Annotated in this window: 28 protein-coding genes and 2 tRNA genes; 22 read left to right on the top strand and 8 right to left on the bottom strand. The window is 52.4% G+C overall.

Annotated features, from left to right (window positions below; genetic code table 11):
- Window positions 1–39 precede the first annotated feature (39 nt).
- Window positions 40–2,724 carry a YdbH domain-containing protein gene (locus RIC29_17255; GenBank protein ID MEQ8736673.1) on the bottom strand — a complete coding sequence of 895 codons (2,685 nt, stop codon included), beginning with the start codon at window positions 2,722–2,724 and terminating at the stop codon, window positions 40–42.
- 103 nt (window positions 2,725–2,827) lie between these two features.
- On the opposite strand from RIC29_17255, the gene RIC29_17250 reads away from it, so the two are divergent.
- The 12 genes from RIC29_17250 to RIC29_17195 all read left to right on the top strand — a co-directional run bounded on the left by RIC29_17250 (window position 2,828) and on the right by RIC29_17195 (window position 11,476).
- A complete protein-coding gene (locus tag RIC29_17250) occupies window positions 2,828–3,409 on the top strand; it encodes a hypothetical protein (protein ID MEQ8736672.1) in 582 nt (193 codons plus the stop codon).
- A gap of 212 nt (window positions 3,410–3,621) precedes the next feature.
- Window positions 3,622–4,080 carry a Na+/H+ antiporter subunit E gene (locus RIC29_17245; protein MEQ8736671.1) on the top strand — a complete coding sequence of 153 codons (459 nt, stop codon included), beginning with the start codon at window positions 3,622–3,624 and terminating at the stop codon, window positions 4,078–4,080.
- Window positions 4,077–4,361, top strand: a complete 285-nt coding sequence (locus RIC29_17240; protein MEQ8736670.1) for a monovalent cation/H+ antiporter complex subunit F — start codon at window positions 4,077–4,079, stop codon at window positions 4,359–4,361. Before RIC29_17245 ends, RIC29_17240 begins: the two co-directional genes overlap by 4 nt.
- Window positions 4,362–4,363: 2 nt before the next feature.
- The gene (gene mnhG, locus RIC29_17235) at window positions 4,364–4,690 is read left to right on the top strand and encodes a monovalent cation/H(+) antiporter subunit G (protein ID MEQ8736669.1); all 327 of its coding nucleotides are present in this window, start codon (window positions 4,364–4,366) and stop codon (window positions 4,688–4,690) included.
- 2 nt (window positions 4,691–4,692) lie between these two features.
- Entirely contained in the window at window positions 4,693–5,250 is a 558-nt protein-coding gene (locus RIC29_17230; protein MEQ8736668.1) for a DUF4040 domain-containing protein, read from the top strand.
- Complete coding sequence (locus tag RIC29_17225; protein MEQ8736667.1) at window positions 5,247–5,666, top strand: Na(+)/H(+) antiporter subunit B; 420 nt, start codon at window positions 5,247–5,249, stop codon at window positions 5,664–5,666. The genes RIC29_17230 and RIC29_17225 overlap by 4 nt, the downstream gene beginning before the upstream one ends.
- 9 nt (window positions 5,667–5,675) lie before the next feature.
- A complete protein-coding gene (locus RIC29_17220; protein ID MEQ8736666.1) occupies window positions 5,676–6,056 on the top strand; it encodes a cation:proton antiporter subunit C in 381 nt (126 codons plus the stop codon).
- Between the two features lie 3 nt (window positions 6,057–6,059).
- The gene (locus tag RIC29_17215) at window positions 6,060–7,538 is read left to right on the top strand and encodes a monovalent cation/H+ antiporter subunit D family protein (GenBank protein MEQ8736665.1); all 1,479 of its coding nucleotides are present in this window, start codon (window positions 6,060–6,062) and stop codon (window positions 7,536–7,538) included.
- Window positions 7,535–9,001: a monovalent cation/H+ antiporter subunit D family protein gene (locus RIC29_17210; protein MEQ8736664.1), complete on the top strand. Its 1,467-nt coding sequence runs from the start codon at window positions 7,535–7,537 to the stop codon at window positions 8,999–9,001. Before RIC29_17215 ends, RIC29_17210 begins: the two co-directional genes overlap by 4 nt.
- Window positions 8,998–9,246, top strand: a complete 249-nt coding sequence (locus RIC29_17205; protein ID MEQ8736663.1) for a hypothetical protein — start codon at window positions 8,998–9,000, stop codon at window positions 9,244–9,246. The genes RIC29_17210 and RIC29_17205 overlap by 4 nt, the downstream gene beginning before the upstream one ends.
- Window positions 9,239–10,936 (top strand): Na(+)/H(+) antiporter subunit D, encoded by a 1,698-nt coding sequence (locus RIC29_17200; GenBank protein MEQ8736662.1) that lies wholly within the window; start codon window positions 9,239–9,241, stop codon window positions 10,934–10,936. The genes RIC29_17205 and RIC29_17200 overlap by 8 nt, the downstream gene beginning before the upstream one ends.
- 27 nt (window positions 10,937–10,963) lie before the next feature.
- Window positions 10,964–11,476 (top strand): DUF192 domain-containing protein, encoded by a 513-nt coding sequence (locus tag RIC29_17195; GenBank protein ID MEQ8736661.1) that lies wholly within the window; start codon window positions 10,964–10,966, stop codon window positions 11,474–11,476.
- A gap of 4 nt (window positions 11,477–11,480) precedes the next feature.
- Here the strand turns inward: RIC29_17195 and RIC29_17190 are convergent, their stop codons facing one another.
- The 3 genes from RIC29_17190 to RIC29_17180 form a co-directional block, all read right to left on the bottom strand.
- Window positions 11,481–11,750 (bottom strand): hypothetical protein, encoded by a 270-nt coding sequence (locus RIC29_17190; GenBank protein MEQ8736660.1) that lies wholly within the window; start codon window positions 11,748–11,750, stop codon window positions 11,481–11,483.
- A 148-nt stretch (window positions 11,751–11,898) separates the two neighbouring features.
- Window positions 11,899–12,573 carry a class I SAM-dependent methyltransferase gene (locus tag RIC29_17185; GenBank protein ID MEQ8736659.1) on the bottom strand — a complete coding sequence of 225 codons (675 nt, stop codon included), beginning with the start codon at window positions 12,571–12,573 and terminating at the stop codon, window positions 11,899–11,901.
- A 46-nt stretch (window positions 12,574–12,619) separates the two neighbouring features.
- Complete coding sequence (locus RIC29_17180; GenBank protein MEQ8736658.1) at window positions 12,620–13,549, bottom strand: LytTR family DNA-binding domain-containing protein; 930 nt, start codon at window positions 13,547–13,549, stop codon at window positions 12,620–12,622.
- 248 nt (window positions 13,550–13,797) lie between these two features.
- On the opposite strand from RIC29_17180, the gene RIC29_17175 reads away from it, so the two are divergent.
- The 7 genes from RIC29_17175 (at window position 13,798) to RIC29_17145 (ending at window position 21,870) form a co-directional block, all read left to right on the top strand.
- A complete protein-coding gene (locus RIC29_17175) occupies window positions 13,798–16,251 on the top strand; it encodes a TonB-dependent receptor (protein MEQ8736657.1) in 2,454 nt (817 codons plus the stop codon).
- A gap of 103 nt (window positions 16,252–16,354) precedes the next feature.
- The gene (locus RIC29_17170; GenBank protein ID MEQ8736656.1) at window positions 16,355–16,912 is read left to right on the top strand and encodes a hypothetical protein; all 558 of its coding nucleotides are present in this window, start codon (window positions 16,355–16,357) and stop codon (window positions 16,910–16,912) included.
- Between the two features lie 64 nt (window positions 16,913–16,976).
- Complete coding sequence (locus RIC29_17165) at window positions 16,977–17,969, top strand: DUF1838 family protein (GenBank protein MEQ8736655.1); 993 nt, start codon at window positions 16,977–16,979, stop codon at window positions 17,967–17,969.
- A gap of 3 nt (window positions 17,970–17,972) precedes the next feature.
- Window positions 17,973–18,824 carry a DUF1838 family protein gene (locus RIC29_17160; GenBank protein ID MEQ8736654.1) on the top strand — a complete coding sequence of 284 codons (852 nt, stop codon included), beginning with the start codon at window positions 17,973–17,975 and terminating at the stop codon, window positions 18,822–18,824.
- 95 nt (window positions 18,825–18,919) lie between these two features.
- A complete protein-coding gene (locus RIC29_17155; GenBank protein MEQ8736653.1) occupies window positions 18,920–19,756 on the top strand; it encodes a DUF1838 family protein in 837 nt (278 codons plus the stop codon).
- A gap of 60 nt (window positions 19,757–19,816) precedes the next feature.
- On the top strand, window positions 19,817–20,542 hold the full coding sequence (locus tag RIC29_17150; protein ID MEQ8736652.1) for a hypothetical protein: 726 nt from the start codon (window positions 19,817–19,819) through the stop codon (window positions 20,540–20,542).
- Between the two features lie 11 nt (window positions 20,543–20,553).
- Window positions 20,554–21,870 carry an MFS transporter gene (locus RIC29_17145; protein MEQ8736651.1) on the top strand — a complete coding sequence of 439 codons (1,317 nt, stop codon included), beginning with the start codon at window positions 20,554–20,556 and terminating at the stop codon, window positions 21,868–21,870.
- Between the two features lie 82 nt (window positions 21,871–21,952).
- Here the strand turns inward: RIC29_17145 and RIC29_17140 are convergent, their stop codons facing one another.
- The 4 genes from RIC29_17140 to RIC29_17125 form a co-directional block, all read right to left on the bottom strand.
- Entirely contained in the window at window positions 21,953–22,327 is a 375-nt protein-coding gene (locus RIC29_17140) for a hypothetical protein (GenBank protein MEQ8736650.1), read from the bottom strand.
- A 32-nt stretch (window positions 22,328–22,359) separates the two neighbouring features.
- Entirely contained in the window at window positions 22,360–23,601 is a 1,242-nt protein-coding gene (locus tag RIC29_17135; protein ID MEQ8736649.1) for a hypothetical protein, read from the bottom strand.
- A 133-nt stretch (window positions 23,602–23,734) separates the two neighbouring features.
- Entirely contained in the window at window positions 23,735–24,583 is an 849-nt protein-coding gene (locus tag RIC29_17130; GenBank protein MEQ8736648.1) for a hypothetical protein, read from the bottom strand.
- On the bottom strand, window positions 24,583–25,497 hold the full coding sequence (locus RIC29_17125; protein MEQ8736647.1) for an alpha/beta fold hydrolase: 915 nt from the start codon (window positions 25,495–25,497) through the stop codon (window positions 24,583–24,585). Before RIC29_17125 ends, RIC29_17130 begins: the two co-directional genes overlap by 1 nt.
- Before the next feature lie 138 nt (window positions 25,498–25,635).
- Between RIC29_17125 and RIC29_17120 the strand changes: the two genes are divergently transcribed.
- The 3 genes from RIC29_17120 to RIC29_17110 all read left to right on the top strand — a co-directional run bounded on the left by RIC29_17120 (window position 25,636) and on the right by RIC29_17110 (window position 26,168).
- A tRNA-Pro gene (locus tag RIC29_17120) sits at window positions 25,636–25,712 on the top strand.
- A gap of 48 nt (window positions 25,713–25,760) precedes the next feature.
- On the top strand, window positions 25,761–26,060 hold the full coding sequence (locus tag RIC29_17115) for an ETC complex I subunit (protein ID MEQ8736646.1): 300 nt from the start codon (window positions 25,761–25,763) through the stop codon (window positions 26,058–26,060).
- Window positions 26,061–26,091: 31 nt separating this feature from the next.
- Window positions 26,092–26,168 (top strand) — tRNA-Arg (locus RIC29_17110).
- Window positions 26,169–26,412 lie beyond the last annotated feature (244 nt).

The raw sequence follows: 26,412 nt of genomic DNA, 5'->3' as shown, positions 1-26,412 counted from the left end.
TCATGTCAGCCTAGCAGCTGTTTGAGAATATATAGGCGGTTATGGACTAGGTGGGAAAGCCATCAGTTGTCGCTTTATGGCTTCTGGAACCCGATAGCCCGCCATGCTACCTCTGATGATGTTTGCCAGTTCGCCACTTAAATTAAGATTAAAGTCTATGGGGTAGCCGTCATACAGATCTGGATTCCTCCCCTTAATCGCTAGCGAGGCTTCAAGCTCTTTTTGCACTGACCCTGACACCGTGACCTCAATAGAGTCATACCGGAAGTCTTGAAGGGCCTGAAGGGCCAGAGAAAGTCCGCCTTGGTCAGCGGCGATGGTGTCCGCAGAACTTGACGTTCTGTATCTGACAACACCCGGGCCAGAGGTTTTGAGCGTGCCAGACTCAATCAAAATGTTACTGCCCCTGATAATAATTGGGATCCGGCCCGACAGCGTTCCCGTAGCCTCTAAACCGTCCAATTCCGTCATAGAGGCGAGTGCAGGTAAACTGACGGCAGTGACGGAGAGTTCAGCTAAAGTCTCTTCCTGGTCCAGCCGCAAGGAAAGGGGGCCACCGGTGACTTCGCCCCCGGCGAAATTCATGGAAATCCGATCAACTTCAAGGATACCTGTAGAGTCCAGGGCGAATGTTCCAAGGAAATCGGTAATCGGAATTCCAGCTTGAAGCAGTCCGATCGCAACACTCTGCGGGCCATCAGTGCGGAGCGGCACAACAGAGTCAAAAACGACCGCCGTGTTCAGTCGCCTGAGCGCAAAATCATTCCCCTCAACGTCCACCTCTTTGACATAAATGTGAGCTTGCTGTTGCTTCAATTCTCTGCCGTTAAAGGAGATGTCGATATCTGCGGCGAATTCCCCGGCGGTAGGAGTGAAGGGTAATCCGAGCGGACGTAAGTCTGAGGGGCCAAGGTTTTCCCCTCCGAACAGCAGTGGTCCACTTGAGGCCGAGGCCGATCCACTGGCGGAATCTAAGGCATAGGTGAGGCTGTAAGTACCTATTAATCTACGTGAGGGAAGGCGTATAGAGCCTTCAATATTATAGTTATTTTGTGTCTTATTAAGATCGCCGTTTAAGCGCAATAAAGGGCTCTGGCTGGACGTGTCTTTGGGGTCTACAAGTGTCGTGAGATATGTGCCGGACATATTTTCCAGATCACCGGCGAGCAGAATGTTCAAAGCTGTAGCCGATAGGCTTTCTGACTCAATCAGACCATTCGTTAGTCCAACCTGAAGATCACCAGTTTGGTCGGGTGCCGTCCAATATCCTTTGAGGGATATTTCTGGGGCCGACGCGCTTATCAATAGTGGGCTATTATTCAAGCGCAACTCCAAGGTTTTTGATGTTAGAGCAAGCGCAGTATCGAAGGTTAAGGTGGCGCTGCCATCGGCACCAAACACGACATTTGCTGTTTGGGCAGCGGTAGTGCCATCTGCCAAATTCAGCTCAATGGTGTCTTGAGCGGCAAGTTGAGTTCCGTATTTTAGGGCCTCCACCGCGGCAGAAAGTTTTTGAAATTGAAAGGCCAGCGATAAGCCATCCAGTCTAAAATCAGATGCCATATCGACGGTCAGGGTGCGACCAGACAGATCACCATAAACAGCATCTTTGACGGCAAGGGTGGCATAAACAGGGCCACCGGCTATGGCGATCGGCCCTCTGAGTCCGGAGGCATCAAGCGACGCGCTGACAGTCCCGTATGCCGTTGGCAGCCCGCTCAGTTCAACGTTGAACGTCTCAAAGCTGAAATCCTGCGGTAGGCCATCTGTGCCGAATGTTGCCCAGGCTGCGGATTTTGCTCCGGCGCGACCCAGTGGCGTCTCACCCCTTAAAACCATATCGACTTCTGCGCGATACCCGCTGTCCGTAGGTTCAATTCTGAAAAGTGGACCGGAGGCTGTGCCTTTGCTCACCACAACCTCAACCGTTTGATTTTTCGCTTGGCCGATGCTGCCGAAAAACTGACTTGGCCAGGGGGCAGAGAACCGCATGTCTTTTTCGGCCATAACCGTTACGGATTTGTCTTCAATAGAGCCTTTGAGATCAACGTCTGCAGAAAAAGTGCTCTCAGAACCGGGCACAGTAAATGACTCAGCGGTCAGCTTGACCATCCCTGAAAGTGACGAACTCAGGATGTCCTGAAGACTCAGAGATCCGGAAAAATCGACGGTGCCACTTAAGTCTGGGCCAGCCAGCGCAGCAAAAATCTCAGTCTCTAGCACCTCATCATTGTTCTGTAGCTCAGCGCTGAGAATAAGGTCTATCTGCCCCTGCGGGTGTTGCACATGCACATTAGCGTTGTCTATGACAACGGAACGAAACGGCAGGCCGCCAGAACTGTTTGGGTCGTCGCCGGTCTTGTTTTCTTGCTCCAACTGTTGGGGAAACGCGAGCTCCCCGAACTTCACGCCGTCTTCTGTCCATGTTCCGGAGACATCTAGTCCCGAGAGTTCTAGGTGCTCGACCCGCCCGTCACGCCAGAGCGACCACGCATAAGTCACGCTAGCTGTGTCCGCCTTAATTTGCCCAGACGAGAGCGATATAGCTTTAAATTCCAGTCCCCTGAAGTTTGCCCGGCTGACAGTTAAACTCGCAGGGCTAAGCCCTTGCTGATCCAAGGCGGATGTGGCGATAAATTCAATCAGAGACGCTCTCAGCACCACAGCGGCAGTGAGGACGAGGATGATTGTAATCCCAAGAAGTTTTGCGGCACGTTTAACCATGTAGGAATAGTCTCGGCTGTATTGTCTGGTGATCACGGCAAAAGCTATGGTTCTGCCCAGACGGGATGTCTATGAACGTCCTTAATGTTTTTGGAGTTTAGGAATGCACAGGCCTGCTGTCGAATCTTGCTTTGATGTTGCGTTCTGGCTTCTGGACCGGGCGCTGGATGATGGAGAGTATCTCCAGCCTCAAAAAATGCATCGGCTCATGTTTTTAGCGCAAGCATATTATGCTTCGGCAAAAAACGGGGCGAAGCTGATGCCTGCTGTTTTTGTCGTCGGTGCCGAAGGGCCGGTAGAGCCGACAGTTTTTAGGGCTATGGAGCGGGGTCGGCCGATGATTGACACTGGCCCTATAGAGGAAGACGTGTTGCACATTCTTGACAGTGTTTGGCGTCAATTTGGCGCAAAATCTACGGAGCGCCTCAATACAGCTCTAAATACGCATCCACCGGTTGTAAAGGCGAAAGATAATGGCGTCGGTACAGAGATCGGCTTTGACGACCTCGTCGAGTTTTATATGACAGCACTGAGCGATAACCTTGGCCGTCGCGATGGAAAAGGTGCTGGATCGCCTGCTGATGCGCCAACAGTTGATCAAGTGCTCAGGCCTAAGTTGATGAGATCACATACGGGGAAACCTGTAAGTGTTAATCAGTGGTCACCACGTCGAGTCACAAAATAGGCAGGTGTTTATACTATTTTGATTGCCTCGACGGATCGGCGCTGCTACCAAAACTCCTTAAACCTTGAGCATTATCAATAGAGCGCTGCGGGCGATGCGGTGCATAGTAAGGTTTAATTGGGGGAATCAAGACTACGCTTTGCCCATTGCTATCGTCACTGGGGCAGCGTAACTGAGGAAGGGGTAAAGGTTCGATGGGGCAAGTGATCAGCATGACTATCGTCTTGCTTATTTTCTGGCTCACTCTGTCGGGCAAATACACTTTCTTTTTGGTCTCCGCCGGAGTGATCAGTACCATCGCGATTGCGCTGTTGGCAAAAAAGATGAATGTGTCCGATAAAGAAGGACACCCCATTCACCTTGCAACATCCGCTTTCACCTACTGGCCATGGCTGGTCTGGCAAATCATCTTGTCAGCCATCAATGTAACGAAAATCATTTTGAATCCGTCTTTGCCAATCAGTCCGACTTTGACACGAACGAAAATGAGCCAAAAATCTGATGTTGGCCGTGTGACGTATGCAAATTCGATCACGCTTACGCCAGGGACAATCTCTGTCGATATCGAAGATGACGAAATTCTTGTGCATGCCATTACGCGGGAGAACGCGACGGACGTCGAGTCCGGTGAAATGGATCGAAGATGCGCAAAGTTTGAGGGCTCGGCATGAGTATGTTTGCTGTTGCTGCAATTGCCCTTCTTGTATCCCTCGGGCTGGTCGTCACGCGGGTGCTCAAAGGACCAACAGTTTTTGACAGGGTGGTTGCCGGTAACTCGCTGGGCACTCTATGCGTTTTGCTGTTAGCGGTTATGGGGTACGTCTTCGGGCGACCAGAATTTATTGACCTCGCAATCACATATGCGCTGCTTAATGTTATCGGCACCATCGCCGTCTTGAAATTTTTCCGTTACGGCGACCTGGGCGCTGGCGAAGATGAGGCCGGGCTGTAACTATGGAGCTGCTTCTTAACATTGTAAGTTGGGCTCTGTTGGCTGGTGGCGGGTTTTTCTGCGTTGTCGGCGCCATTGGTATCGTGCGCATGCCTGACGCGTTTACCCGGATGCATGCAGCCAGTGTCATTGATACTTTAGGCGTTGGCATGATCATCATCGGATTGATGGTGCAGTCGGGGTTGACGCTCACGACGGCGCGTCTGGCAATTATTTTGGCGCTGGTGTTCTTCACAAGCCCTGTTGCAACTCATGCCATTGCCAGGGCTATGAAACACAGAAATGTTGAACCGGTGCTGTCCGAAGATCGCACAAAGGAAGGACGCTAGACGTGGAATTCCTGATTAATCTGATATTGCTCCTTTTTCTTACGGCTGTGACTATCGGTATTATAGGCGTCCGCAATCTGTTTGCCGTTGTTGTTCTGGGTAGTGCGTATAGTTTTTTAATGGCAACGCTATTGATCGCTATGGATGCCGTGGACGTGGGCATGACGGAAGCCGCAGTCGGGGCAGGGGTGTCTACCGTTCTCCTACTCTCTGCGCTTCACCTTACCAAAACAGATGAAGCGCCTGCCAAGCATTCCAATGTCTTGCCTATCGCTCTGTCCGTTTTAATCGGCGTGGTTCTCATTTATGGAACCTGGGGGCTTCCTCGTTATGGCGATCCGGATACCCCCATGAACACGCATGTTGGCGCTGAATATTTAGAGCGTTCAATCCCAGAAACGACAGTGCCTAACGTTGTAACGTCAGTTCTGGCCAGCTACCGGGGCTATGACACGCTGGGGGAAACGGCTGTGATTTTTACAGCTGGTATTGGTGTGTTGATGTTGCTTAAAGGAAGACGTCGCAAAGAGGATGACGAAGAAGAGGAGGAGCGCACATGAGAGGCCATCTCGTTCTCCGCGTTATATCCAAGTTGCTGATTCCATTTTTGCTTCTGTTCGCTCTGTATGTGCAGTTCCACGGTGACTTTGGTCCGGGTGGCGGCTTTCAGGCCGGAGTTATTGTGGCCGCAGCGTTTGTTTTGTATGCGCTGATTTTTGGCCTCCATGAGACTCAAAAAATTATTCCGTCTTCGGTTCTGGAAATTGCCGTTCCTTTGGGCGTTTTGATTTACGCTGGCGTCGGTATTTTCTCCTGGATCATGGGCGGAAATTTCTTGGATTATGGCCTGCTAGATTCACATGATCCCTCGCATGGTCAACATCTGGGCATATTGCTTGTTGAAGCCGGCGTATTGCTAACTGTCTCTTCCACGATGCTGTTGATCTTTTATACTTTTGCTGGCCGCGGGCGTTAGGGGCGGGCGATGGAAGGACTCAACGAACTTGCGTTTATCATCGGTGGTATCAATCATTGGATAACCATCTTCTTAATTATGGCTGGCCTCTACATCATTGTTTCTCGTTCAAACATGATCAAAAAGCTGGTCGGGCTCTCCATATTTCAAACGTCAGTTTATTTGTTGTACGTTTCCCCAGGGAAAATTCTGGGGGGCACGGCACCAATCATTATTGAGGATGCTCCAGGGCAGCTTTATTCAAATCCCTTGCCCCATGTTCTCATTCTCACTGCAATTGTCGTCGGCGTAGCTACGCTTGCCCTTGGCCTGGCACTGGTTGTCAGAATCAATGAAGCCTATGGCTCAATCGAAGAAGACGACGTCTACACTAGTGCGGATTGGGACTAAACAGTGCTCGACCAACTTCCCGCTATTGTTGTTGCTGTTCCGCTCATTGCGGCCGCTGTCTGTGCGATAGTGCGTCAGCAGACGGCCTGCTGGCTGATCGCCCTTGTTGTCTGTGGTGTTAGCACGCTTGGCAGCATTGCCATGTTGGCTCAGGTCCAGGACTATGGGCCAATTTCATATCAAATGGGGGGGTGGGCACCTCCTGTCGGTATCGAGTACAGGATTGATATTCTTTCGGGATACCTTCTTGTTTTGGTTTCTTTGATTGCAACCGCGGTTCTAGTTTACGGACGGGTGAGTGTTCAGGCGGAGATAAAGCAGAGCCTGCGTGGCTGGTACTATACGATGTATCTGCTGTGCATGTGCGGTTTGATGGGGATTGTCATAACAGGCGATGCGTTTAATGCGTTTGTCTTTATGGAGATCTCCTCGCTCTCAATGTATACATTGATCGCGCTTGGCAAGGATCGCCGAGCTCTTGCAGCAGCCTACCAATATCTCATCATGGGGACGATCGGGGCCACCATGTATGTTATTGGTGTTGGACTGCTCTTTACGATTACCGGCACGCTCAACCTTGTTGATATGGCGGAACGCTTACGGCCTTTGCTAGATACACCTGCGGCTATTGCAGGAATGGCCTTTATTCTTGTCGGGCTCTCGTTAAAAATTGCTCTATTTCCCTTGCACCTTTGGTTGCCGAGCGCGTACGCGTATGCACCATCGGCGGTCACAGCTTTTCTTGCCGCAACGGCGACGAAGGTCGCAATTTATCTTTTGATGCGGTTTTTATATTCAGTTTTCGGCTTTGGGTTTGCCATCGAACAAACACCAATACCCGAAGTGATTTTGATTTTGTCCCTTATCGCAATTTTTGCAGGCTCTTTTTCGGCCATTTTCCAGGAAAACGTAAAGCGCATGCTTGCATATTCAAGTGTCGCGCAGATCGGTTACATCACGCTTGGTATAGCGCTCGCGGATGCTCCTGGACTGGTCGGTAGTTTAGTTCATATCGCGAACCACGCGATGATGAAGGGGGCGTTATTCATGTTGATCGGCGGCATAGCGCTGCAGATCGGCACAGTTCGCCTATCTGATATGGCAGGGCTGGGCAAAGCCATGCCGCTTACAATGTTCGGTATTGTTTTGGCTGGATTCAGCATGCTCGGCGTACCTGGGACGGTCGGCTTTGTCTCTAAGTGGTACCTGTCAGTTGGTGCGCTCGAAAACGGTTGGTGGTGGATGGTTGCTCTGCTGATGGTGAGCTCACTGCTCGTTCTTGCCTACATTGGGCGCGTGATTGAAGTTGCTTTTTTCCGAGAGAGACCCGCTGGTGCACCAGCTCTAAAAGACCCGCCTAAGTCTATGCTGATAACATCATGGGTTTTTGTATTGGCATGTATCTATCTTGGGATTGATACATCGTTCACAGTCGGTGTTGCTGAGCAAATTGTCAGCGTCTTGTTAGGGGCAGGTCAATGACAGACCTCTCCCTGCTTATTGTTGCGGCGCTTCTGATCCCGAGTTTTGGGGCTGTCTTTATTGCGTCCAGCGGCTCAAAACCAAATATCAGAGAAGCCTATACACTTGTTACTGCGGCCCTGTTGTTTGCGGTTGTGTTTGTACTCGTGCCGTCAGTTATGCAAGGGGCTCGCCCTTCTACAGAGAGCTTTGCAGTCTTGCCTGGGCTAACAATCCGATTTGAGATTGAGCCAATGGGCATGCTTTTCGCGATGATTGCCTCCTCGCTCTGGATCGTCAATTCCATCTATTCCATCGGGTATGTGCGCGGAAATAAGGAAGAAAACCAGACCGTATTCTACACATGCTTTGCTCTTGCGATTGCGGGGACCATTGGGATCGCTTTCGCAGGCAACCTCTTTACGATGTTTTTGTTTTACGAGGTCCTGACGCTTTCGACCTACCCGCTTGTGACGCACAAAGGCAATGAAGCTGCGAAAGCTGGAGGACGTGTCTATCTTGGAATTCTCTTAACGACATCCGTCGTGTTTTTACTGCCAGCCGTGATTGGCACTTATTTTATTGCTGGCACGGGTGATTTCACAGTCGGTGGTATTATTCCAAAAGATGAAAATCCGTTTCTTGTTGGAGCACTCAGTGTTCTGTTTATTTACGGCATAGGTAAGGCGGCTGTGATGCCGGTGCACCGTTGGTTGCCAGCAGCGATGGTTGCGCCTACTCCTGTCAGCGCACTCCTTCATGCCGTCGCCGTTGTTAAAGCGGGTGTGTTCTCCGTCGTAAAAATTATCGTCTATGTGTTTGGCCTGGATCTCTTTAGCGGTCAGGCAACCGGCTGGGTGGTGTATGCCGCCGGGTTTACTGTTCTGGTGGCGTCCATCATCGCCCTTAGTCAAGATAACTTAAAGCGCAGACTTGCCTATTCTACCGTTAGTCAATTGTCTTATGTGGTGTTGGCTGCGGCGATGGCAACGCCGCTGGCAATTATTGGCGCGGCGATGCATATAACGGCGCACGCGTTTGGTAAGATCACTCTGTTCTTTGCAGCTGGCTCAATTTATACAGCCGCCCATAAAACCGAGATTAGTCAATTAAACGGCATCGGTAAACGTATGCCTTTGACCATGGCGGCGTTTACAATTGGGGCGCTCAGTATGATTGGGGTGCCGCCAACGGCAGGCTTTTTGGGCAAGTGGTATATTTTATCTGCAGCGATGGACTTAAAAGACTGGTTCGTTCTGTTCGTCATCTTTGTCAGTACATTGCTCAACACCGGCTACTTCGTACCGATTATTTACCGGGCTTTTTTCAAAAAAGAGGATGTTGCACCGTCGCACGAGCATGGTGAAGCGCCGTGGCCCATTGTACTGGCGCTCTGTTTGACCGCATCGGGAACGCTTGCGCTGTTCCTTTTCCCAGAAGTCCCATTGACGTTAGCCAAAGCCTTGGTAGGGCAAACCTTATGAACGAGCAAAACAACAAGCATTGGCTGGATAATCCTGCGACCCCCAAACGCTTATGGTTGGGCTTTACGGTCGTGCTGGCCTTATTGCTTATTGCTGAGCTGTTCGTAACCCATCACCATAAGGGATTTATGTTTACCTACGGATTTAGTGCGTGGTTTGGGTTCCTGGTTGGCGGGGTGTCAATTTTACTCTCGAAAGGCTGGAAGAAAGTGCTGAAGCGGAAGGACACCTACTACGATGAGTAGTCTTTTGCTGCACCCCTCTTTACCAATTCTTATTGGTGCACTTCTGGTCTTACGATTGACCGGAACCGCCCGCAGCGTCGTTCTGCTTGGGGCTCCGCTGATTTCCTTAGCCTTTGTCTGGATGACGGCGGAGGGAGTGCTCTTTTCCATATCCTACATGGAGTGGACGCTAGAACCGTTTAAGACAGATAAACTCAGCCGTCTGTTCGCCACTGTGTTTGCCTTGATGGCGCTGGCCGGCAATTTGTATGCGCTGAAACAAGAGCGCGTTTTGGAACTGTTTGCCGCCAACGTTTACATTGCTTTTTCACTCGGCGTCGTGTTTGCCGGTGATCTCATCACCGTCTTTATTTTCTGGGAAATGATGGCCTTGGCGTCGGCGACTGTTATTTTCTCGGCGGGGACTGATACCGCCCGGGCTGCCGGTCTGCGCTACCTTCTGGTGCATCTGTTTGGTGGGGTGGTGCTGATGGCCGGCATCGCTGGCGAAGTCGCGTCCACCGGTTCCATTGCGTTTACGTCGATGCTGCCGGATACGCTTCCTCGGGCACTCATTTTAGCCGGCTTTTTGCTCAATACTGGTGCGCCGCCATTTTCAGCCTGGGTACCGGATTCCTACCCGGAAGCCAGTTATTCCGGGATGGTGTTCCTGTCTGCGTTCACCACCAAGACAGCCGTTTACGTGCTGGCGCGGGGCTTTCCCGGTGCAGAAATTCTGATCTTTGTCGGTCTGTTTATGATTTTCTACGGCATCATTTACGGACTTTGCGAAAACAACGCGCGCAAAATGCTTGGCTATTCCATCGTCAACCAAGTTGGCTTCATGGTCACGGCAATTGGCATTGGGACGACCCTGGCGATCAATGGCGCGGTTGCCCATGCCTTTGCGCACATTATCTATAAGGCGCTGTTGATCATGGCGACGGGGTCTGTGTTTTACATGACCGGCAAACGCAAATTCACCGAATATGGCGGATTGTTTCGGACAATGCCGCTCACCGCAATTTGTTGCATCATCGGCGGACTTTCAATCTCGGCCTTTCCGTTTACCTCTGGTTTTGCGGCTAAGGCAATGACCTCAGAAGCGGCCTACCTCGAACAATATTATTGGGTTTGGTATTTGCTCGCGGCCGGTACGGCAGGGGTGTTCTTGGACGTTGGTATCAAGTTGCAATACTTTGTGTTCTTCGGAAAAGACTCGGGTTTGCGACCGCCGGAGCCGCCGCTGCATATGCGCACGGCAATGGTGTTTTTTGCTATACTGTGTGTTGCGATTGGCGTGTTGCCCCAGCAGTTCTATCAACTTCTGCCGTTTGAGCAGGATTACGCGCCGAACACACCCGATCACATCGTCACCCAGTTCCAAATTCTGCTGTTCTCCGGCGCGGCTTTCTTCTTGTTCCTCAAGTATTATGGCTGGCACTTGGTCAATAGCCTGACACTGGATTTCGATTGGCTGTACCGGGTCTTAGGCAAAAAAATTGCCCTTTCTCTGACGCAAAATTCTGGATCAGCGCGCGACAGCATCATTGATGATTTATCAAAGGGGGTACGGTCTACTATACAAACCCTGCAGAGTCGGCATGGCCCGTCAGGAATTCTCGGGCGCACAATGCCAACCGGGCGCATGGCGTTTTGGGCCATCGTGATGTTGGCAATATATCTCCTGGTAGACTTCGTCTATATGTGAGTTGATGAATTGGGGTAAGGTGATCCCATGATAACATTCGTCTTCCGCGTTTTACTGCTCGTCCCGTTTTTACTGTGTGTTGTGCCCGCCACGGCGCAGTTCCTGCGACCTTACGAACCTTTTGACGCAACCAAGGCGCAAAGTCTCTCCCTGTCACAGGGTTCTATTGTGGTTCAGGGCGAGAACGGTAGTCCGAAGATTTACGATTTCCAGTTTGAGGTTGCAGATACACACTCAACCCGGGCAACGGGTCTGATGCATCGCGCCGAACTGCCGCAAAACCGCGGCATGTTGTTCGACTTCGAAACCGATCGCATGGTTAGTATGTGGATGAGGAACACCTTCATCCCGCTGGATATGCTTTTTCTCAGCAATACCGGCGAGGTGATGACCATTGCCGAAAACACAGTTCCGCATTCAGAGAAACCCATCTCCTCGCGCGTACCTGTGCGCTCCGTATTAGAGCTTGCAGCGGGGACAGTGGCGAGGCTTGGTGTTGAAGTTGGCGACAAGGTTCAACACGGTATGTTCCAGCCCTAGCGGCTTATGGTAGCAGCAGTTCAGCCGCCAGGATTTTCTTCCATGTTGCAATAAACATCATGATGAAAAGGGGGAGGGTTGTCAGCGTGGCAATGCCGATCAAGAGGGAAAGGTGCGACTCACCCCAACCTAACGCAAGCACGCCAAAGGCTTCCAACAGACCTTCGACCGCAAGCCCCGCAAAGAAGACCATGATGAGCGCGAGCACACCAAGCGTAACGCACACCAGAACAGAACCGCTCAGCGCGGTAATGTAAGCAGAAACACGTGTCATTGTTAGAGACTTTCTTGAAGACGCAGTTCAAAGATAAACTTGAAAACCGTACTCCTTTGTCCACACAATACGCGTGCATTTTTTGATCAGCAGGTATGCAAGAATAGAATGGCGGCGTGTTATTGCAGAGGCGTGCGACAGTCGTGTCCTACCGTTTTCGGGCCAACGTGAGCCCATCACCAATCGGGACCATGCTGATGGTCACGCGTTCATCTTGAGCGAGCGCCGCATTGACGGCCCGGATTGCCTCCGTGTCTGGCCTATGATCCATCGGATCAGCGACGCTGCCGCTCCACAGCACATTGTCGATCCCGATGACGCCCCCGGGCCTGACCAGGTCCAACGCGGCTTCGTAGTAGGCTAAGTAATTCTCTTTATCAGCGTCAATAAAGGCCAGATCAAAGCTGTTCTGCTCCCCGGCGCGGCGCAAAGCCTCAAGGCTCTCAAGGGCTGGCGCGAGACGCAGGTCGATCTGATTGGTCACGCCCGCTTGCGTCCAATGCTCCCGCGCGATGGCTGTAAACGTCTCGCTGACATCCAGGGCCACAACGCGGCCCTCAGGGCCCATCGCTTTGGCCACCGTCATCGCGCTATATCCGGTAAAGACGCCAATCTCCAGATACTTTTTCACGCCCAACAGCTCAACCAGCAGGGTCATAAACTGCCCTTGCTCAGGTGAAATTTGCATCATCGCCATCTTGCTGGAGTCCGGATGTTTCGCTGTCGCGTCCCGCAAGGCAATTTGGTCCGCGTCCTCACGCAGCCCAACTGTCCGCAGGTATGCGAGGACGGAGTCACTGAGCCCCATAGATGATGACGACATGTCTCGTATCCTTGCTTTAGGTGAGAGGGCTTTAGGTGAGCGGGCCTTACTTAAGCGGGGAGGGGCCGCTGGTGTCACCTAGCCCCATTTCGTCAATCTTGACTTTGTAGGACCGGCTCACCGGCACCTTGCCCCCACCCGTCATTGTCAATTCATAGGTGCGGCCTGTTTTGTCGACACTCTCAATAGCACTGGTGTTGACCCAAAAAGACCGATGGACTTGCATGCCAGAGTGGCGGGCCATTTCCTTGACGGCATCACCAAACCGATACAGCACCATGGCAGTTCCAAGATTGGTCTGCACCTTGGTGTAATGTTCCTGCGCCTCCAGAACAATAATGTTCGTCCCGATGTCTTTGGGCAAACGATCCATGAACGGCGAAGAGGCCGCCACAACCGGTAAATTTAACGCCGTCTCGTTTTCAGGACGCTCAGCGGGCGTTGATTGGCGCGGCGACGGTGGCGTAAAGCCGTACAGACGCACTGAAAACGCGCGCCAGAAAATGACATTGAAGGACACCCAAACAATTTCATTTGTCAGCAGGGCGAGCAAGGACTCTTTCAAATACACAGGATCGCCAAAACGCCATGGCCATAAGGGAAAGAACTGAGACCCTTCCGCAAGGTAGGGCTCAAACAGGGGCTGCCAGATCAGCGAAAGCGGCGCATTGACAAATATGTTGATTAGCGGTCCGAAGACCAGCACCAGCAAAAAATGCGGTTTCCACGGGCGCAATGCGACAGCCACGACATATGTGGCCAGGATGGTCGTCCACCACGACAGCAGTCCGCGAAATATATAGCGCATTATATAAGCTTCTTTAGAAACCATGCGCGCACTGCCAGATTCATTAATGCCGGAAATCAAACCTAGAACAACGGGAACGGCCAGCAGATACACGAGCAGGAGGGTAGGTGTGATGCGAAACGCATCCTCTGTTTCAGATCTGCCGTGATTATGTGTCATTTCACTCATGTATCACTTCATTCCGGTGTTATTGTCGGGCAGATACGATTTCGACCAAGCACCATTTTTTGGCCAGAACGGGAATTTTCTTTGCCAAAACCTCGCCCATTCGCGCATCATGAAGGTCACAAACGTATAAAAAAGCCGTTTTCTGCCAGTTCATGAAGCTCAGAGCGTCACAACGTAAAAAATATTGTCTGCTTTTTCAGGATGATAGCAAATAGCATCGTAACTTTTCCGTCACGAGGGGAACAAAAATGACGAAATCCAAATCACTTAGAAGCAAATTAGCCCTGCGCTCCAGCGTTTTCGCGCTTTCTGGGCTGGTTTTTGCCGCACCAGAGGCATTTGCCCAGCAAGTCGCTGTCGAGGAAATCGTTGTTACGGCGCGCAAGCGGGCCGAATCTCTTCAAGATGTACCACTTAGCATTACCGCATTTTCGTCCGATATGATTGAGAAATCGGGCATCCGTTCCGTCGGCGATATCGCTAAACTGACCAGCAGCCTGGTGTTTGAAACCTCTTTCGTGCCGCAAGACACCCGCCCGGTCATTCGCGGCTTGTCCGCCACACGTGGCCGCCAGCCTATCGGTGTGCTGCTTGACGGCATCGATATCTCTTCCGAATCCTTGCTCACCGGCGGTGGCGGGATCGGCATGAACCTCCGCTTGGTCGATGCCGAGCGGATTGAGGTTGTAAAAGGCCCGCAAAGTGCACTTTACGGTCGTGTCGCCTTTGGCGGTGCCATTAACTACATCTCCAAGAAGCCCGGCGATGAATTTGAAGGCCGCTTGTTTGCCGATGTCGGTGATCATGGCCAGGCTGAGGTCACTGGCTCAATCGCTGGCCCGGTGTCCGATACCGTCGGCCTTAGGCTCAATGCCACGTACGCCCAGCACAATGGCTTCTATGATAACGCCATCTCCGGCGAAGGCATTGGCGGCTATGAGAGTTATGGTGCAGCCTTGTCTGCCTCCTTTGAAGCCAGCGAAAACTTCACGGTTGATGTGCGGGCCTCTTACTCTAAAGACGAAAATGAACCCGCTGCACAATACTTCCTCGGCGCTGCCAATGGCGGCACCATCCTAACTAACCTACCGGCGGGGGCGCAGCCGCTCATTGATGCCGGTATCTTGCCCGCTCAGACCCGTCTCGCCCCCTTTGGTAACTTCGCCCCGGTACAGGAAGGGTTGATTACGCTCAGCCTCGACCCCCGCACCGGTGAAGATTACGAGGGCTCTGACGTCGATGCAATTTACGCCAGCTTGATCACCGAATACGACTTTGGCACCGTCAAGCTCAACACTTGGACCGGCTACAGCGAAGTCGATGGCTTCTACCGTGTCGACACAGACTTTTACGCCGAGCCCGATGCGCCGGTGCTGTTCCCGACCCCCGGCGGCATCGCCGAGCCGCTGCCAAACACGTTTGAATCCAGTGCCAGCACCAACGTCCGCCAGATCAACCAGGAAGTGCGCATCGGTGATCTGGAGTCCGATGGTTTCCGCTGGGCTGTCGGTGGATTGTACTGGGATGAAAACTACGTTCAGCTTGATCGCAACCTGATTACCGTCGTGGTTGGGGCTCCCGGGGTATCGTCGGCGGCTTTGAATACGCGATTGGCAATGCCGTCTCCGGAAAGACCCACACGCCGCGATACGGAACACTGGTCGGTTTATGGCATCTTTGAATATGATATTTCTGAAAAACTCGCCGCGTCCGTTGAAGCACGGTACTCGGATGAATCGTTCAGTTATGTCTGGCCCAATGGCGGCGCGGCGGTTTCTGTTTTCGGTCCGCCGGCCGATGCGGGAGCCTTTACAACATTCATGGCGTCTGACTCCGATAACTTCTTTGCACCAAAGTTCACCTTGGAATATCAGACCACAGATGATGCTCTGATTTACGCGTCCGTGTCGAAAGGGGTTAAGCCGGGCGGGTTCTCCACCGTGGCGGCACCGCTTATCGAAAACGCCCGCTACACCGCTGAAACGGTGTGGAACTACGAAGTCGGTACAAAAACATCCTGGGCGGATGGCCGCCTCATCGCCAACGGCGCGGTGTTCCTCATGAAATACACCGACAAGCAGTTCCAACAGCAAATTCCAGATGATACCTCACCAAACGGCCTAACAGGCCGAACCGCAAACGCGGCGGACTCTGAAGTGCGTGGCTTCGAGGTAGACTTTGCTGCAGCCCCCGCAGACGGGGTTAGTCTAAACGCCGGCTACACCTTCCTCGATACGGAATACACAGACTTCTCGCAATTCAGTAACACGCCGCTTGCCATTGCCGGAGCCCGGAATTGTACGCCGACAACCCTCAACGGTGTGCCAGGGTGTATTATTGACTCGACCGGCAGCCGCATTGAACGGGCGCCAAAACATGCTTTGAATTTATCCGCCGGGTATAGAACGCCGATCACAAATGAACTCGAGCTGTTCGGTGTGATTGATGCCCAATACCAAAGCAATCGTGGCAACGATACAGCAGAAGCACACTTCTACCCATCTTACTGGAATGTGGATGCGCGTCTTGGTGTCGAAAATGAAATCTGGAGTGTCTACGCTTACGGCACAAACATTCTCGGAGATGATACAGTGCGCGGTGGCACCGGGTTCGGTGATTTCACGGCATTCGGCAACATCGGGTACGCTTTAAACGCACCACCCAAAACACAACTCGGCGTGCGGGCGAGCTACTCTTGGTAACCCATACTCTTGGTTTCTAAGATCTTAATCTAAACGCATATTATAACCCGTCGTCCTCTCCTGTAGGCGACGGGTTATTTTTTGGAGTTAACAGCCTGTGCTAATGCGAGCTCTATTCGTCTCCTCGTTACTATTGACTAGCGTTGCCGCGCAAGCTTCTCCGGCTGCAGACGCCCTGCAACTCTGGGCCTCTCAATCTGGCGATTGGGAAGGGACTATTGATATCTACGGACCGGATGACTCTAAGCCCCAGACTGTTGATTTAAAGACAACTTGGGCACCTACACCAGATGGCAGCGTGCCAGTCAAAATAGAAACATTTCTAACGCCTGATCGGCAGATGAGCTCCGTCACGGTCATGGTGTCCGAGCCGTCCAGCGGCGAAATCGTCACGTCCTACTTTGCCAATGGCAGCCAACGCGATTACCGGTTCTCGGTGCTGGAGGTTTCAAAGACCGATGAAACCCATTGGGTCACAGTGATTGCGTCTCCGGGCGGCGAAGAAATCTACGAAGATCGACCCGCAATTCTGCGTTATGTCAGAACGCGCACCGGAGACACCATCGAGAACACAAAGGAAGTCAATTTTCTGGATGACGATGATGGCGATGAAACCTATGAGCTCAGGTCTTTCATCCGGCAAACTTTGATCTCCCAATAATAAAGTCAACTCACCCGGATGAACCACAGCATTCAAGACGATGAATGATGAAGAAGGACACGTTATGAAAACTCTAAAAGCAAACACGCAACCAGGTTTTTCTCGACGCGCGGTGCTGGCAACAGGAGCCGGGGCCATAACATCTGCTGCTACGGTCGTTGCACCGGTGCAGGCCGCGACTGCAAAGCCATCGCTGACCGGGCCGTATCTTGATTTGACCACCGGTCAAGGCAACATGCTGGCCATGGCCCGCATTGTCGGTGATTTAGACCTCAGCAAACAAAAGCACGGCTGGTATCGCGGTGTTGCTATGGGGTTTCGCCCCGGCGAGGCCGGTCGCGATTTGTTTGGTGTCATGGGCATGGGCACCGGGCGGCTGATCCCCATGGAAGACAAACCTGGATTTACCAATGTCCGCCGTGAATGTGGCTATTACTACGATCTCGAAACGGGCGAAGTTTTGGACACCTGGGTCAATCCCTATACCAATGAGGAAGTTGAAGTCCTTCACATTGCCAACCCGCAGATTAACGCGCCCTTAGAGCCGGTTGTGCGGGGTGCCAAATTGTATGACGATCCGGTTGAAGCCGAGAAAGCAGCCGAGCCGTTTCTGCTGGATTGGCAAGTTGCGGGTGATCTGCTGTTTGCAGAACGGCACGCACATCTTTATGCCAAGAATCCCTTAGACCCGGAAGTGTGGGTGCGTGAAAGCGCCGGTCCCATGATCCGCATTACCGATAGCCAGAGTTACATGGTGTCTCTGGCCGATATGCAGAACCCGGACCTCACAACCATTTCAGAAACCGGCAAGTGGGTGCATGTGCGCCCCTGGCAGCCTTTCATGCTGATGGGCGATGCGCCGGGCCATTTTATGTTCCGGTGCTTCACAGGCAGTGCATCAAGCTTAGACGATATGCCCGCTGATATTGTGGCCGTGGTCAAAGACCGCAATCCGGATTTTTTAAACGCACCTACTGAAATCAAACCCAGTGTCCCCGGCATGGTCCGCTTCAAGCGCGACCGCACGCCGGCGCCCCCGCGCAAGACGGAAGGATAAGACATGCCAAAATTAACGCGGCGCCAGGCGCTGTCAGGTACAGCCGGTGCCCTGGTCGCAACCTCAACCGTGGCCCCGACTCTCGCCACAAGCAGCAAGATTAATTTCTCCGATCCTCAACAGAAGCTGGATGCCTACGTCCGGATGCGTAATCGTGACGATGGCAAAAAATCCTATACCCGCTACTCCGGAACCTTCTTCGCCAAAATTGAAGGCGAGGTCGCCAGTCCGATCATGGGTATCGAAGGCATGAGTTGGGGCCGGTGTGAACGTCAGCCCGATGGCTCTTACCTCTATTCAATGCAGGAAGCTGGATATCACACCAGCCTTGATGCCCGCGACGTGATTGATGAGTGGGTTAACCCTATGAATGGTTTAACTGTCGTTCCGGCCCACTACCGCTCTGGTCAATCCAGCGTGTTTACGCCGACGACTGTGAACCCTATCCTGTCGCAACGGCCCGATGGCCTCGAGTATAAGGGTGTTATTACACCGGCGACGGTGATTGGTGATACGGTGTGGTGCAGTGAAGACCTCTTCGTCAAAATTCCAAATCCCCGCGAGCGTTATGAAGACGAACGCGAATGGAGCGGCCCCTTCAGAACATCGACATCGCTGGCAACCCATATGGCTCTGCTGTCAGATTTAGAGAACTCCGAGTCTGGTTTTGTCCCCTCAACCATGTCCTACACCACTATCAACAGTTGGCGGGGGTGGATGAAAATGGGCCAGACCCCCGGTGTGATCAGTTGGCGGTTAAAAGGCCGGAAATTTGAGTCCCCAGATCACATGGATAGCGATGATTGGTTGCTTCGCCGGATCGAATCAGACCATCCTGAGCTCTTAGACGTCTGATCCACTTCTCTAGAGTTCTGTCCTCATAAGCGATATTGCTGCCTGGACCTAAACTTTAGAGTGGGTCATTAAAAGTCGTGGCTGGGGAGATACCGATGAAGGGCTTAACCAGAAGACACTTCGGCGCTGGTGTGATCGGGGCTTCGGTGCTAGGCGCATCGCCCTTGGTCGGTAAAGCTGCGCGGGCGCAAAGCGAAATGACCAAGCGAGATCGTTTGAATACAATGATCCGCATGATGGGGCGCACCGATGGCGGTATTGCCATTCGCTGGACCAAGGGCGTGCTCTCGGCCATCATTGATAAAGAAACTATGCCGCTGCTTGGTGTCAGCCAGCAAATTTATACGCGCCATAGGCTGAATGAAGACGGCAGCTTCGATGCTGTTTATTTTGAAATTGTCTACTTCACCGATCTCAAAACAGGCATTGCAGAAGAAACCTGGAACAATCCTATCACCGGGCGTGCTGTGACGGTTCCGGCCCAAGTGCTTGGACCAACACGCGTACAAGTTTCTCTCGATCTAAAAATGATCAACGAGCCGTTCCCAATGGAGGGATTGGTCAATAATCATTGGCTCGAGCCTGAGTCTATCGAAGCCGGTGAAATGATTTTTGAAGAGCGGATCGATTCCTACGTGCCGCCGATGACCGACGGTGGACAACCTCTGAAGTTTCATGAAGTCTTTACCTTCCGCACGCCGCTTGAAAACTTAAGCGGCTCAGCTCCTCATGTGCCGACAACCGTTTATAAGCTGAACGTCATCAGTTGGCGTCCGTGGATGGAGATGGATGATGTAGACGGCGTCACCATGTCGCGTGGGACCGGGCGCGTGATTGCCGACTATCAGAACCTGCCTGCCGACCTGGTAGAAAAGAACCAAAAACACTTTCCTGACGTGATTGAAGAGATCGAGGACTACGTAAGCCTATAGACAGGCCGTCTATCACCGGTAGAGAATGAACAGACTGAACGCATAAGAAAGGGGTTTGAGATGTCCAAACGGGAAGAACTGCGCGAGGAATTGCTGGGCCTGATCGAAACCCACAAGGAAGGATTTGGCGCGGGCACGCCGGAAACCATTCGCATCGATGCGCTGATCGACGAACTGGTTGAGTTCACGCCCTATCCTGGCGCGCTCAATCATCCCGAAATATTCCGCGGCCATTGGGAAGGCAGCTATTTCAGCTTTGGCCGTTTGGTCGGCGGCGATGGCGCGACGGACCAGGGCAAGGGCGTCAGCACCTCTTTAAAAGTGTTCTCCATGGGGCGCCTGCCGGATGTGCCGGCGACACAATTGTACAGCGGTTTGGAAGTCGACCCGGATACGGGCGGCTATAACTTCTATTCACGCTTCAGAATCGGTGAGAACCAAATTGACAGCCATCACTTTGCCTATGGCCGGTTTAAAAAGAAGGAAGAAAACCTGGACCGCTTTTTTGTCGAGTTCGATGGTTTTGAAATCATTCCAACAGATCCAGACATGTCGATCGAAGACTACTGTGAAGCGATCGGTGTGGAGTCTGCCGATGAGTTGAAATCACAACTCAAACCGTCGCCGAAACTGTGGTCCCATATCGCCTATATGGATGACGATATTCGTATTCAATTGGGACAGTTGGGCGGGCATTACGTGATGCTGCGCACCGATAAACCCATGTACTCCATCGAGCATCTCAACGGTAAAGTGATACCCAAAACAGCCGTCGCTGCTGAATAGCACGTGATTTTGTGAGCGTTTCAAAAGCTGTTTCCGTTGGCTGGGCCAGCGGCACCATAGGGTCGAGTACTGCGCTTGGGGCCATGAGCCTGCTCGTGCTGTTTTATCTCACGGAATATGTCGGGCTGTCGCCGTCACTTGCGGGTTTGCTGATTTTTATATCCCGCATTTGGGATATTGCGGCCACGCTTGTGATCGGCAATTGGAGTGACCGCACCCAAAGCCGCTGGGGCAAACGCGTTCCGTTTCTCGTGGTGGGTGCCCCCATCATCGCTGTCGCCTACTTTCTGCTCTTCGCTGTCCCGGAAGGTTTAGATGGCCTGCTGCTGAGCGCTTACGTGCTTGGCACACTGCTGCTTTTTGCGACAGGGTATACCCTGTTCGTTGTGCCCTATCTCACCGTACCGGCAGAGATTACTGACATTCCTCAGCAGCGCACGACGATGATGTCCTTTCGCGTCTTCTTCATGACCGTGGCTGGGCTGATTGTCGCTGGCCTTGGCCCAATTCTGATCACGCAGTTCGGGGGAGGGCGTGCAGGCTACGCCGGCATGGGGGCGGTCCATGCGGTGATTATTCTTGTTGCTATGTTGGGCTGCGCCGCAATTGTCGCACGCGTTCCTGTGATCATCAGCGGAAGTATCGCGACCGGCAGTATATTTGATCAATTGCGGATTGTGATGCGCAATGGGCCGTTCAAAATTTTTATCGGTGTGAAACTATGCCAGTTGATGGCCGGGGCCATGGTTGGAGCTTCGTTGCTTTACCTGGGCCGTTATATCCTTGGCTTAGACGAGAGTTTTCTCGGACGTTTCGTTATTTATCAAACGGCGGGAACAATCCTGTCGCTTCCGCTTTGGTCGGCCATCTCCAAACGCTACGGCAAGCGGTTGACCTATATGGGCGCCGGGTATTTTTATGCCTTGGTCGCGTTGTCGTGGTTGTTTGCCTCGTCCGCAGAACTCGACTGGATTACCAACATCCGGATTTTCATGGTCGGTGTAGCGGCGTCTGGAATTTTGGTGCTGGGCTTCTCTATTCTTCCCGACACCATGGCGCACAACACTAAGACCACAGGCATCGCCCAGGAAGGAACCCTGGCGGCCCTCTACAGTATGGTCGAGAAGGGCACGGCGGCGTTCGGTCCCTTGGTTGTTGGGCTGCTGCTTGAAGCGTCTGGATTTATCAGTGCCGCAGGAGGTGCGTGGCCTGAGACACAGCCTGACACCGCCTTTCTCGCAATCCTGTTACTCGCCTCCGTCGGGCCAGCGCTGTGCAACATCGCGGGGTCATTGCTGATGATCAAGTTTGATCTGAAAGAAAAGTGAGCTACAGAAATCATGCTCAATAATATTTTACGCGCATGAAGTCCAAGGTGGCCCTTTAAGGATTGGGCCAATGATGTCTTTTTCAATTGGTAGATTCATACAGAGTGTGAACCTTTTCCCAGCCTTGGGGGCCAACTTGATGCCAGTTTTTCTGAATAACTGGGAACTGCTTTATCATTGCTGCGTTAAAGGCATCGAAGTTTTCAAATTCTTCGCTAATCCAAAAAGATTGTCCATTATCGAGGTTTATATAAACGAACAGTTCGTGCCACATCCCCATGTCTTTAATAGCAAATCGGATCTGTGCAATATCTGACCATGCGGTTTCATGTGAATATTCCTTAAAATGTTCTTTGCGAAAAGTTTTGAACCCGTCGTTTGATAACTCCACGTATTCCTGATTCATTTTCCCAAATAACGTTAGAAAGAATGTCTGAATTCTTTTAAGAAAATGCATCAATAATACCTCCAAGTTATACCGCTTGGGTCTCAATACAGCGGGGTCCATCGATTGTTCAGATACGGATTAACGTAATATGGTTCGAGTTTTTCTTGTAGGTTATATATTTTTTCACCAGCGCTGTATCCGAGTTTTCCTCCCGCAGTTGACCCCAGAAGTGATCCCCCTATCGTGCCACCAACACCAAGTGAACTGCCAATGGTTGCACCACCCAGCCCTAATAGATTTCCACCTATTGCCGCGCCAGTGTTTGCGTATGAGGAGCGCGTCGGGTTCTCAGAAGTTGCGATATCCGCGCCAGCTGTGACGAGGCCCAACGCGCCAGCGCCTTTGCCTATTTTTCCTAGTCTTTCAAAACGCTTGTTCCAAACGGGATTAGTTTGATTTGCAGTTCTTCCTGACCCTTTAACAGGCTCCACACTGTCACCACGTTCAGCTGTAACGAAAGCCATAACTTCCTTAGGAGTCAAAGCGCCATATTTTCGTTTGATGAGTGACCGTTTTTCATAGTCATCTTTTTTTAAATTATGGACTTCCTGACGATATGATTCTCGCCCTGTGCCTGAGACCATCCCGATTGTCGCAACGCGACTGAGTAAACCAGTTCCTGCACCTTGCCCAAACTCTACTGGGTCATCAAATGATTGATCCCGCAAAGCATCATCCCGGCGTTGCATCTCAACCAAAATTGGTTGGATATTAAGCGGGTGTGACCTTGTTTGCGATAGTCCGCCGGGAGCGAGCAAACCTTCAGTCGCTTGCACAGGGGGGGTGCGTGCTGACTTAGTCCGTTTGGGGGGCGGTGACGTTATATGGTCTTGGGGCTCAAACCACTTTCGCACTTTACGGCTGAGCCCATCAAAGAAGAACTCTTGAAGACCGGTATCTGGATTGATGGAGGGGCCAGATTGCGGGTGCTGCATTGCCTGCAAGTTTGCCGTGACATCTTCAATCAGGGCGCAGTGCCGCCCTGGGGTGAGGCGGGAAAGGGCGGTTCTTGTAAGCTGCACCAAGTCTCTTCTTTTATAGGGATCGCGTGCGCGTTTCGTTGCGCGGAGCAGCTTTAGAACATGCTGACCGTCTGCGCCTGAAGACGCTAATTTTCGTCCATTGAGCCCAGCTTCATTAGCGATCATCCAGGTCACAGCCTCGTCAAGAGATACGCCGCGTTTAAGCAAAGTTGGGTCGCCACGTTGGTCGTGCGAAGCGTGTTCTTCTATATCTTCTGGTAGCGCCTCCTCGTTTTGGCGCGCTGTGTGTGAATGCTGCATTTATTTAAAGTCCTGCACTGCATATGATGAAGGCACTATAACAAATTAAATTGTTTTTTACAAGAAAAAGCTACATAGGTTGGCATTTCTGGCCTTTTACACCAGGCCTTTATCCCTGGTCTTTACCTAAGCGCTATCTAAAAAATGGTCTGACAGCATCGGCTACATCCTGCGGGCCTGCTTTGAAACCTTCCATCGGCAGATGGCTGAGTTCGATCAGCGGTGCATCCGGAAAGTAAAGGCGATGAGCGTGCTTATGGGGTTCGGTGAGGACCTCGTTGAACGCTAAGAACAAAACCGGCTTGTTCAGCGCCGCGAGCTCAGACAAACCTTCGTCGGCGTCATAGCTCCACACTGAGTCCGGGCCATCTTGCCCGTTCGGGCCGGCGCGCATACGTCCCAGAAAATTCTCAAAACGCTCCTCATTGCTGAGGTCGTTGGTCGCTTTGAGGACCATGCGATTGTACATGTCCGGCACATAGGTGGGATCGGTCAAAAAGGCGTAGGGCGTGACAAACCGTTTTTCCATCGCCGGGCGTTCTGCGGCGGGATAGTAGGGGATGCCGACCAGAATAAGTTTGCGCACGATCTCCGGTCTGGCGCGGGCCAATTCAATGGCGGCGAGAGACCCGGTGTGAAAACCAAAAAGGTCAATGGGGTTACCTTCGTTATAGCCAAGGTCCGTCAGCGCATCGGCTAAACCCAGGCCCAGGTTTTTGATGTTGGCTTTGCCGCCGTTTCTGACGTTCAGGGGACGGTCGGAGCTACCGAACCCGGGGGTGTCTGGGCAGTGCACTACTCGGTCTGTTGCGATGACGGGTAAAAACTCCGCAAAGACGTCGCCCGACATGGGGCTTTGATGAAGGCAGGCCAGGGGTGTTTTCGTCTGCTGTTGCGTCACAGCCGGTGCGGCGGACAGCAGGTGAACTTGCCCGTCGCGTGTCGTCGCGTAGTGCCGCCAGGTTTTCACCCCAGAGGCCATCACGCCGCATCCAGGAAGGGGCGTACAACCGCTGCAATTCGCTCTGGCGCGGTGAACCAGGCCCAGCCGTCCAAGTCCATCAGGTCCACAACCGATGTATCGGCGATCATCTGTCCGGCAACGCGGGTTGGTTCGGCCAGGGTTTCATTGAGGATTGGCAGCAGAACCGGTTGTTTGAGGGCTTTCAGAACGGGGTCGGGATTGTAACGGAACACCGCATCAAATCCGTAATGGGATTTTGTCCCAGCGCGCAGTCGCTCAACAAACATTTCCAGGTGACGCTCTTTGGGGATGCCCAGATCGCGGTCGTAAACGCTGCTTTTATAGGCCCGCGCCATATAGTCGGGGTCGCTGAAGTAGGGGCGGGGCTTGGCGTACTGTTGCAGCTTGTCCCCCCGCTCACTCGCGACATAGTAGGGAATGCCTGGCATCACCAACCTGCGCACGAGATCGGGCCGCTTAACTGCCATTTCTATGGCGACAAAATTCCCGGTATGAAACCCCAGCATATCCACTGGGCCTTTGCCATTCGCGCCATAACCAAGGTTTTCCAGCGCCTCAACCATCGCTCGGCCGTAATCTTCCATATCCGGGATCTCAGGCGGCGGCGTTGATCCGCCATAGCCGGGGGTGTCCGGGCAGATTACCAGTCTGTCGGTGGCCATCACCGCCTGGAATTCCTTGTAATAGGCCCCGGACGTCGGGCTCTGATGCAGGCAGATCAGCGGCGGTTCGGAGCCGGGCCCCGTGCTTGGCTCTGCCATCCACATGTGAATCTGGCCCCACCCGCCCGGCGCATAGTGCCGCCAGGTGCGCACTGCGGCGGATTCCGCCTTGGCGTCACCAAAACTTAGTTCAGCCGCCGCGATTAAAGATGCTGAGCCTGCGAGAATCTGCCGCCTGGTAAGCCTCATAGCCTTGATCCTTACGCGATAATTGTTGCCTTAAACACTGCCAGTGTTTGTGGTTTGGGGTCAATGAAAGGAAAGATGCTGTAAATTCACCAGAATGCTTGCCAAAACTCGTTCCGACCCGTAGATAACACGCAGTGTCGGGGTGTGGCGCAGTCTGGTAGCGCACCTGGTTTGGGACCAGGGGGTCGGAGGTTCGAATCCTCTCGCCCCGACCATATAAAGTGGCTTTATTTTAGAGGCCGTGCATCAACGAGGGTAGTGCGATGAGTCATACAGTTCGCATTTACAAGCCGGCCAAGACGGCTATGCAATCTGGTCGCTCGAACACCCGGAAGTGGGTGCTTGAGTTTGAACCTAGCGATGGCCTAAAGACAGACACTCTCATGGGATGGTCTGGTTCCCACGATACATCAAGGCAGCTCAAGCTTCGGTTTTCCTCAAAGGAAGACGCGATTGCCTATGCCAAGCGTAAGGGTTTGACGTATCGCCTTATGGAACCTCGTGAGCGGGTTGTTCGCGCTAAAACCTACGCCGACAACTTCGCCTTTGACCGTATAATTTAGGGCGCTCTTAAAGAGTGCGTTTCACTATCACGGACCCATAGCTCAACTGGATAGAGCACTCGCCTTCTAAGCGAGATGTTGCAGGTTCGAGTCCTGCTGGGTCCGCCACTCCCGATCAAAACGGGGCACTCCGCCCTGATTGGTTAATACCAAATAGGCAGGCATTTGCGCGTCTGAGGGTTCGTTACCCTGATTAAACCTTCAGTGAATGATAAGAAATACTTATCGGCGATAATAAAATTACAATTCCAGGGGTGCGTACTGTGCCGAGGATAGATGAAAAATATGATATAAACTGGCGTTTATAGCGGCCTGGCGCACTGCTGCGGAAATCTAATATAAAACTCTTGTA

Source organism: Rhodospirillaceae bacterium (assembly GCA_040219235.1).
GTDB lineage: Bacteria > Pseudomonadota > Alphaproteobacteria > Rhodospirillales > Rhodospirillaceae > WLXB01.
Note: the sequence above shows the minus strand (reverse complement) of the source record. Positions and strands in the feature narration are given on the sequence as shown.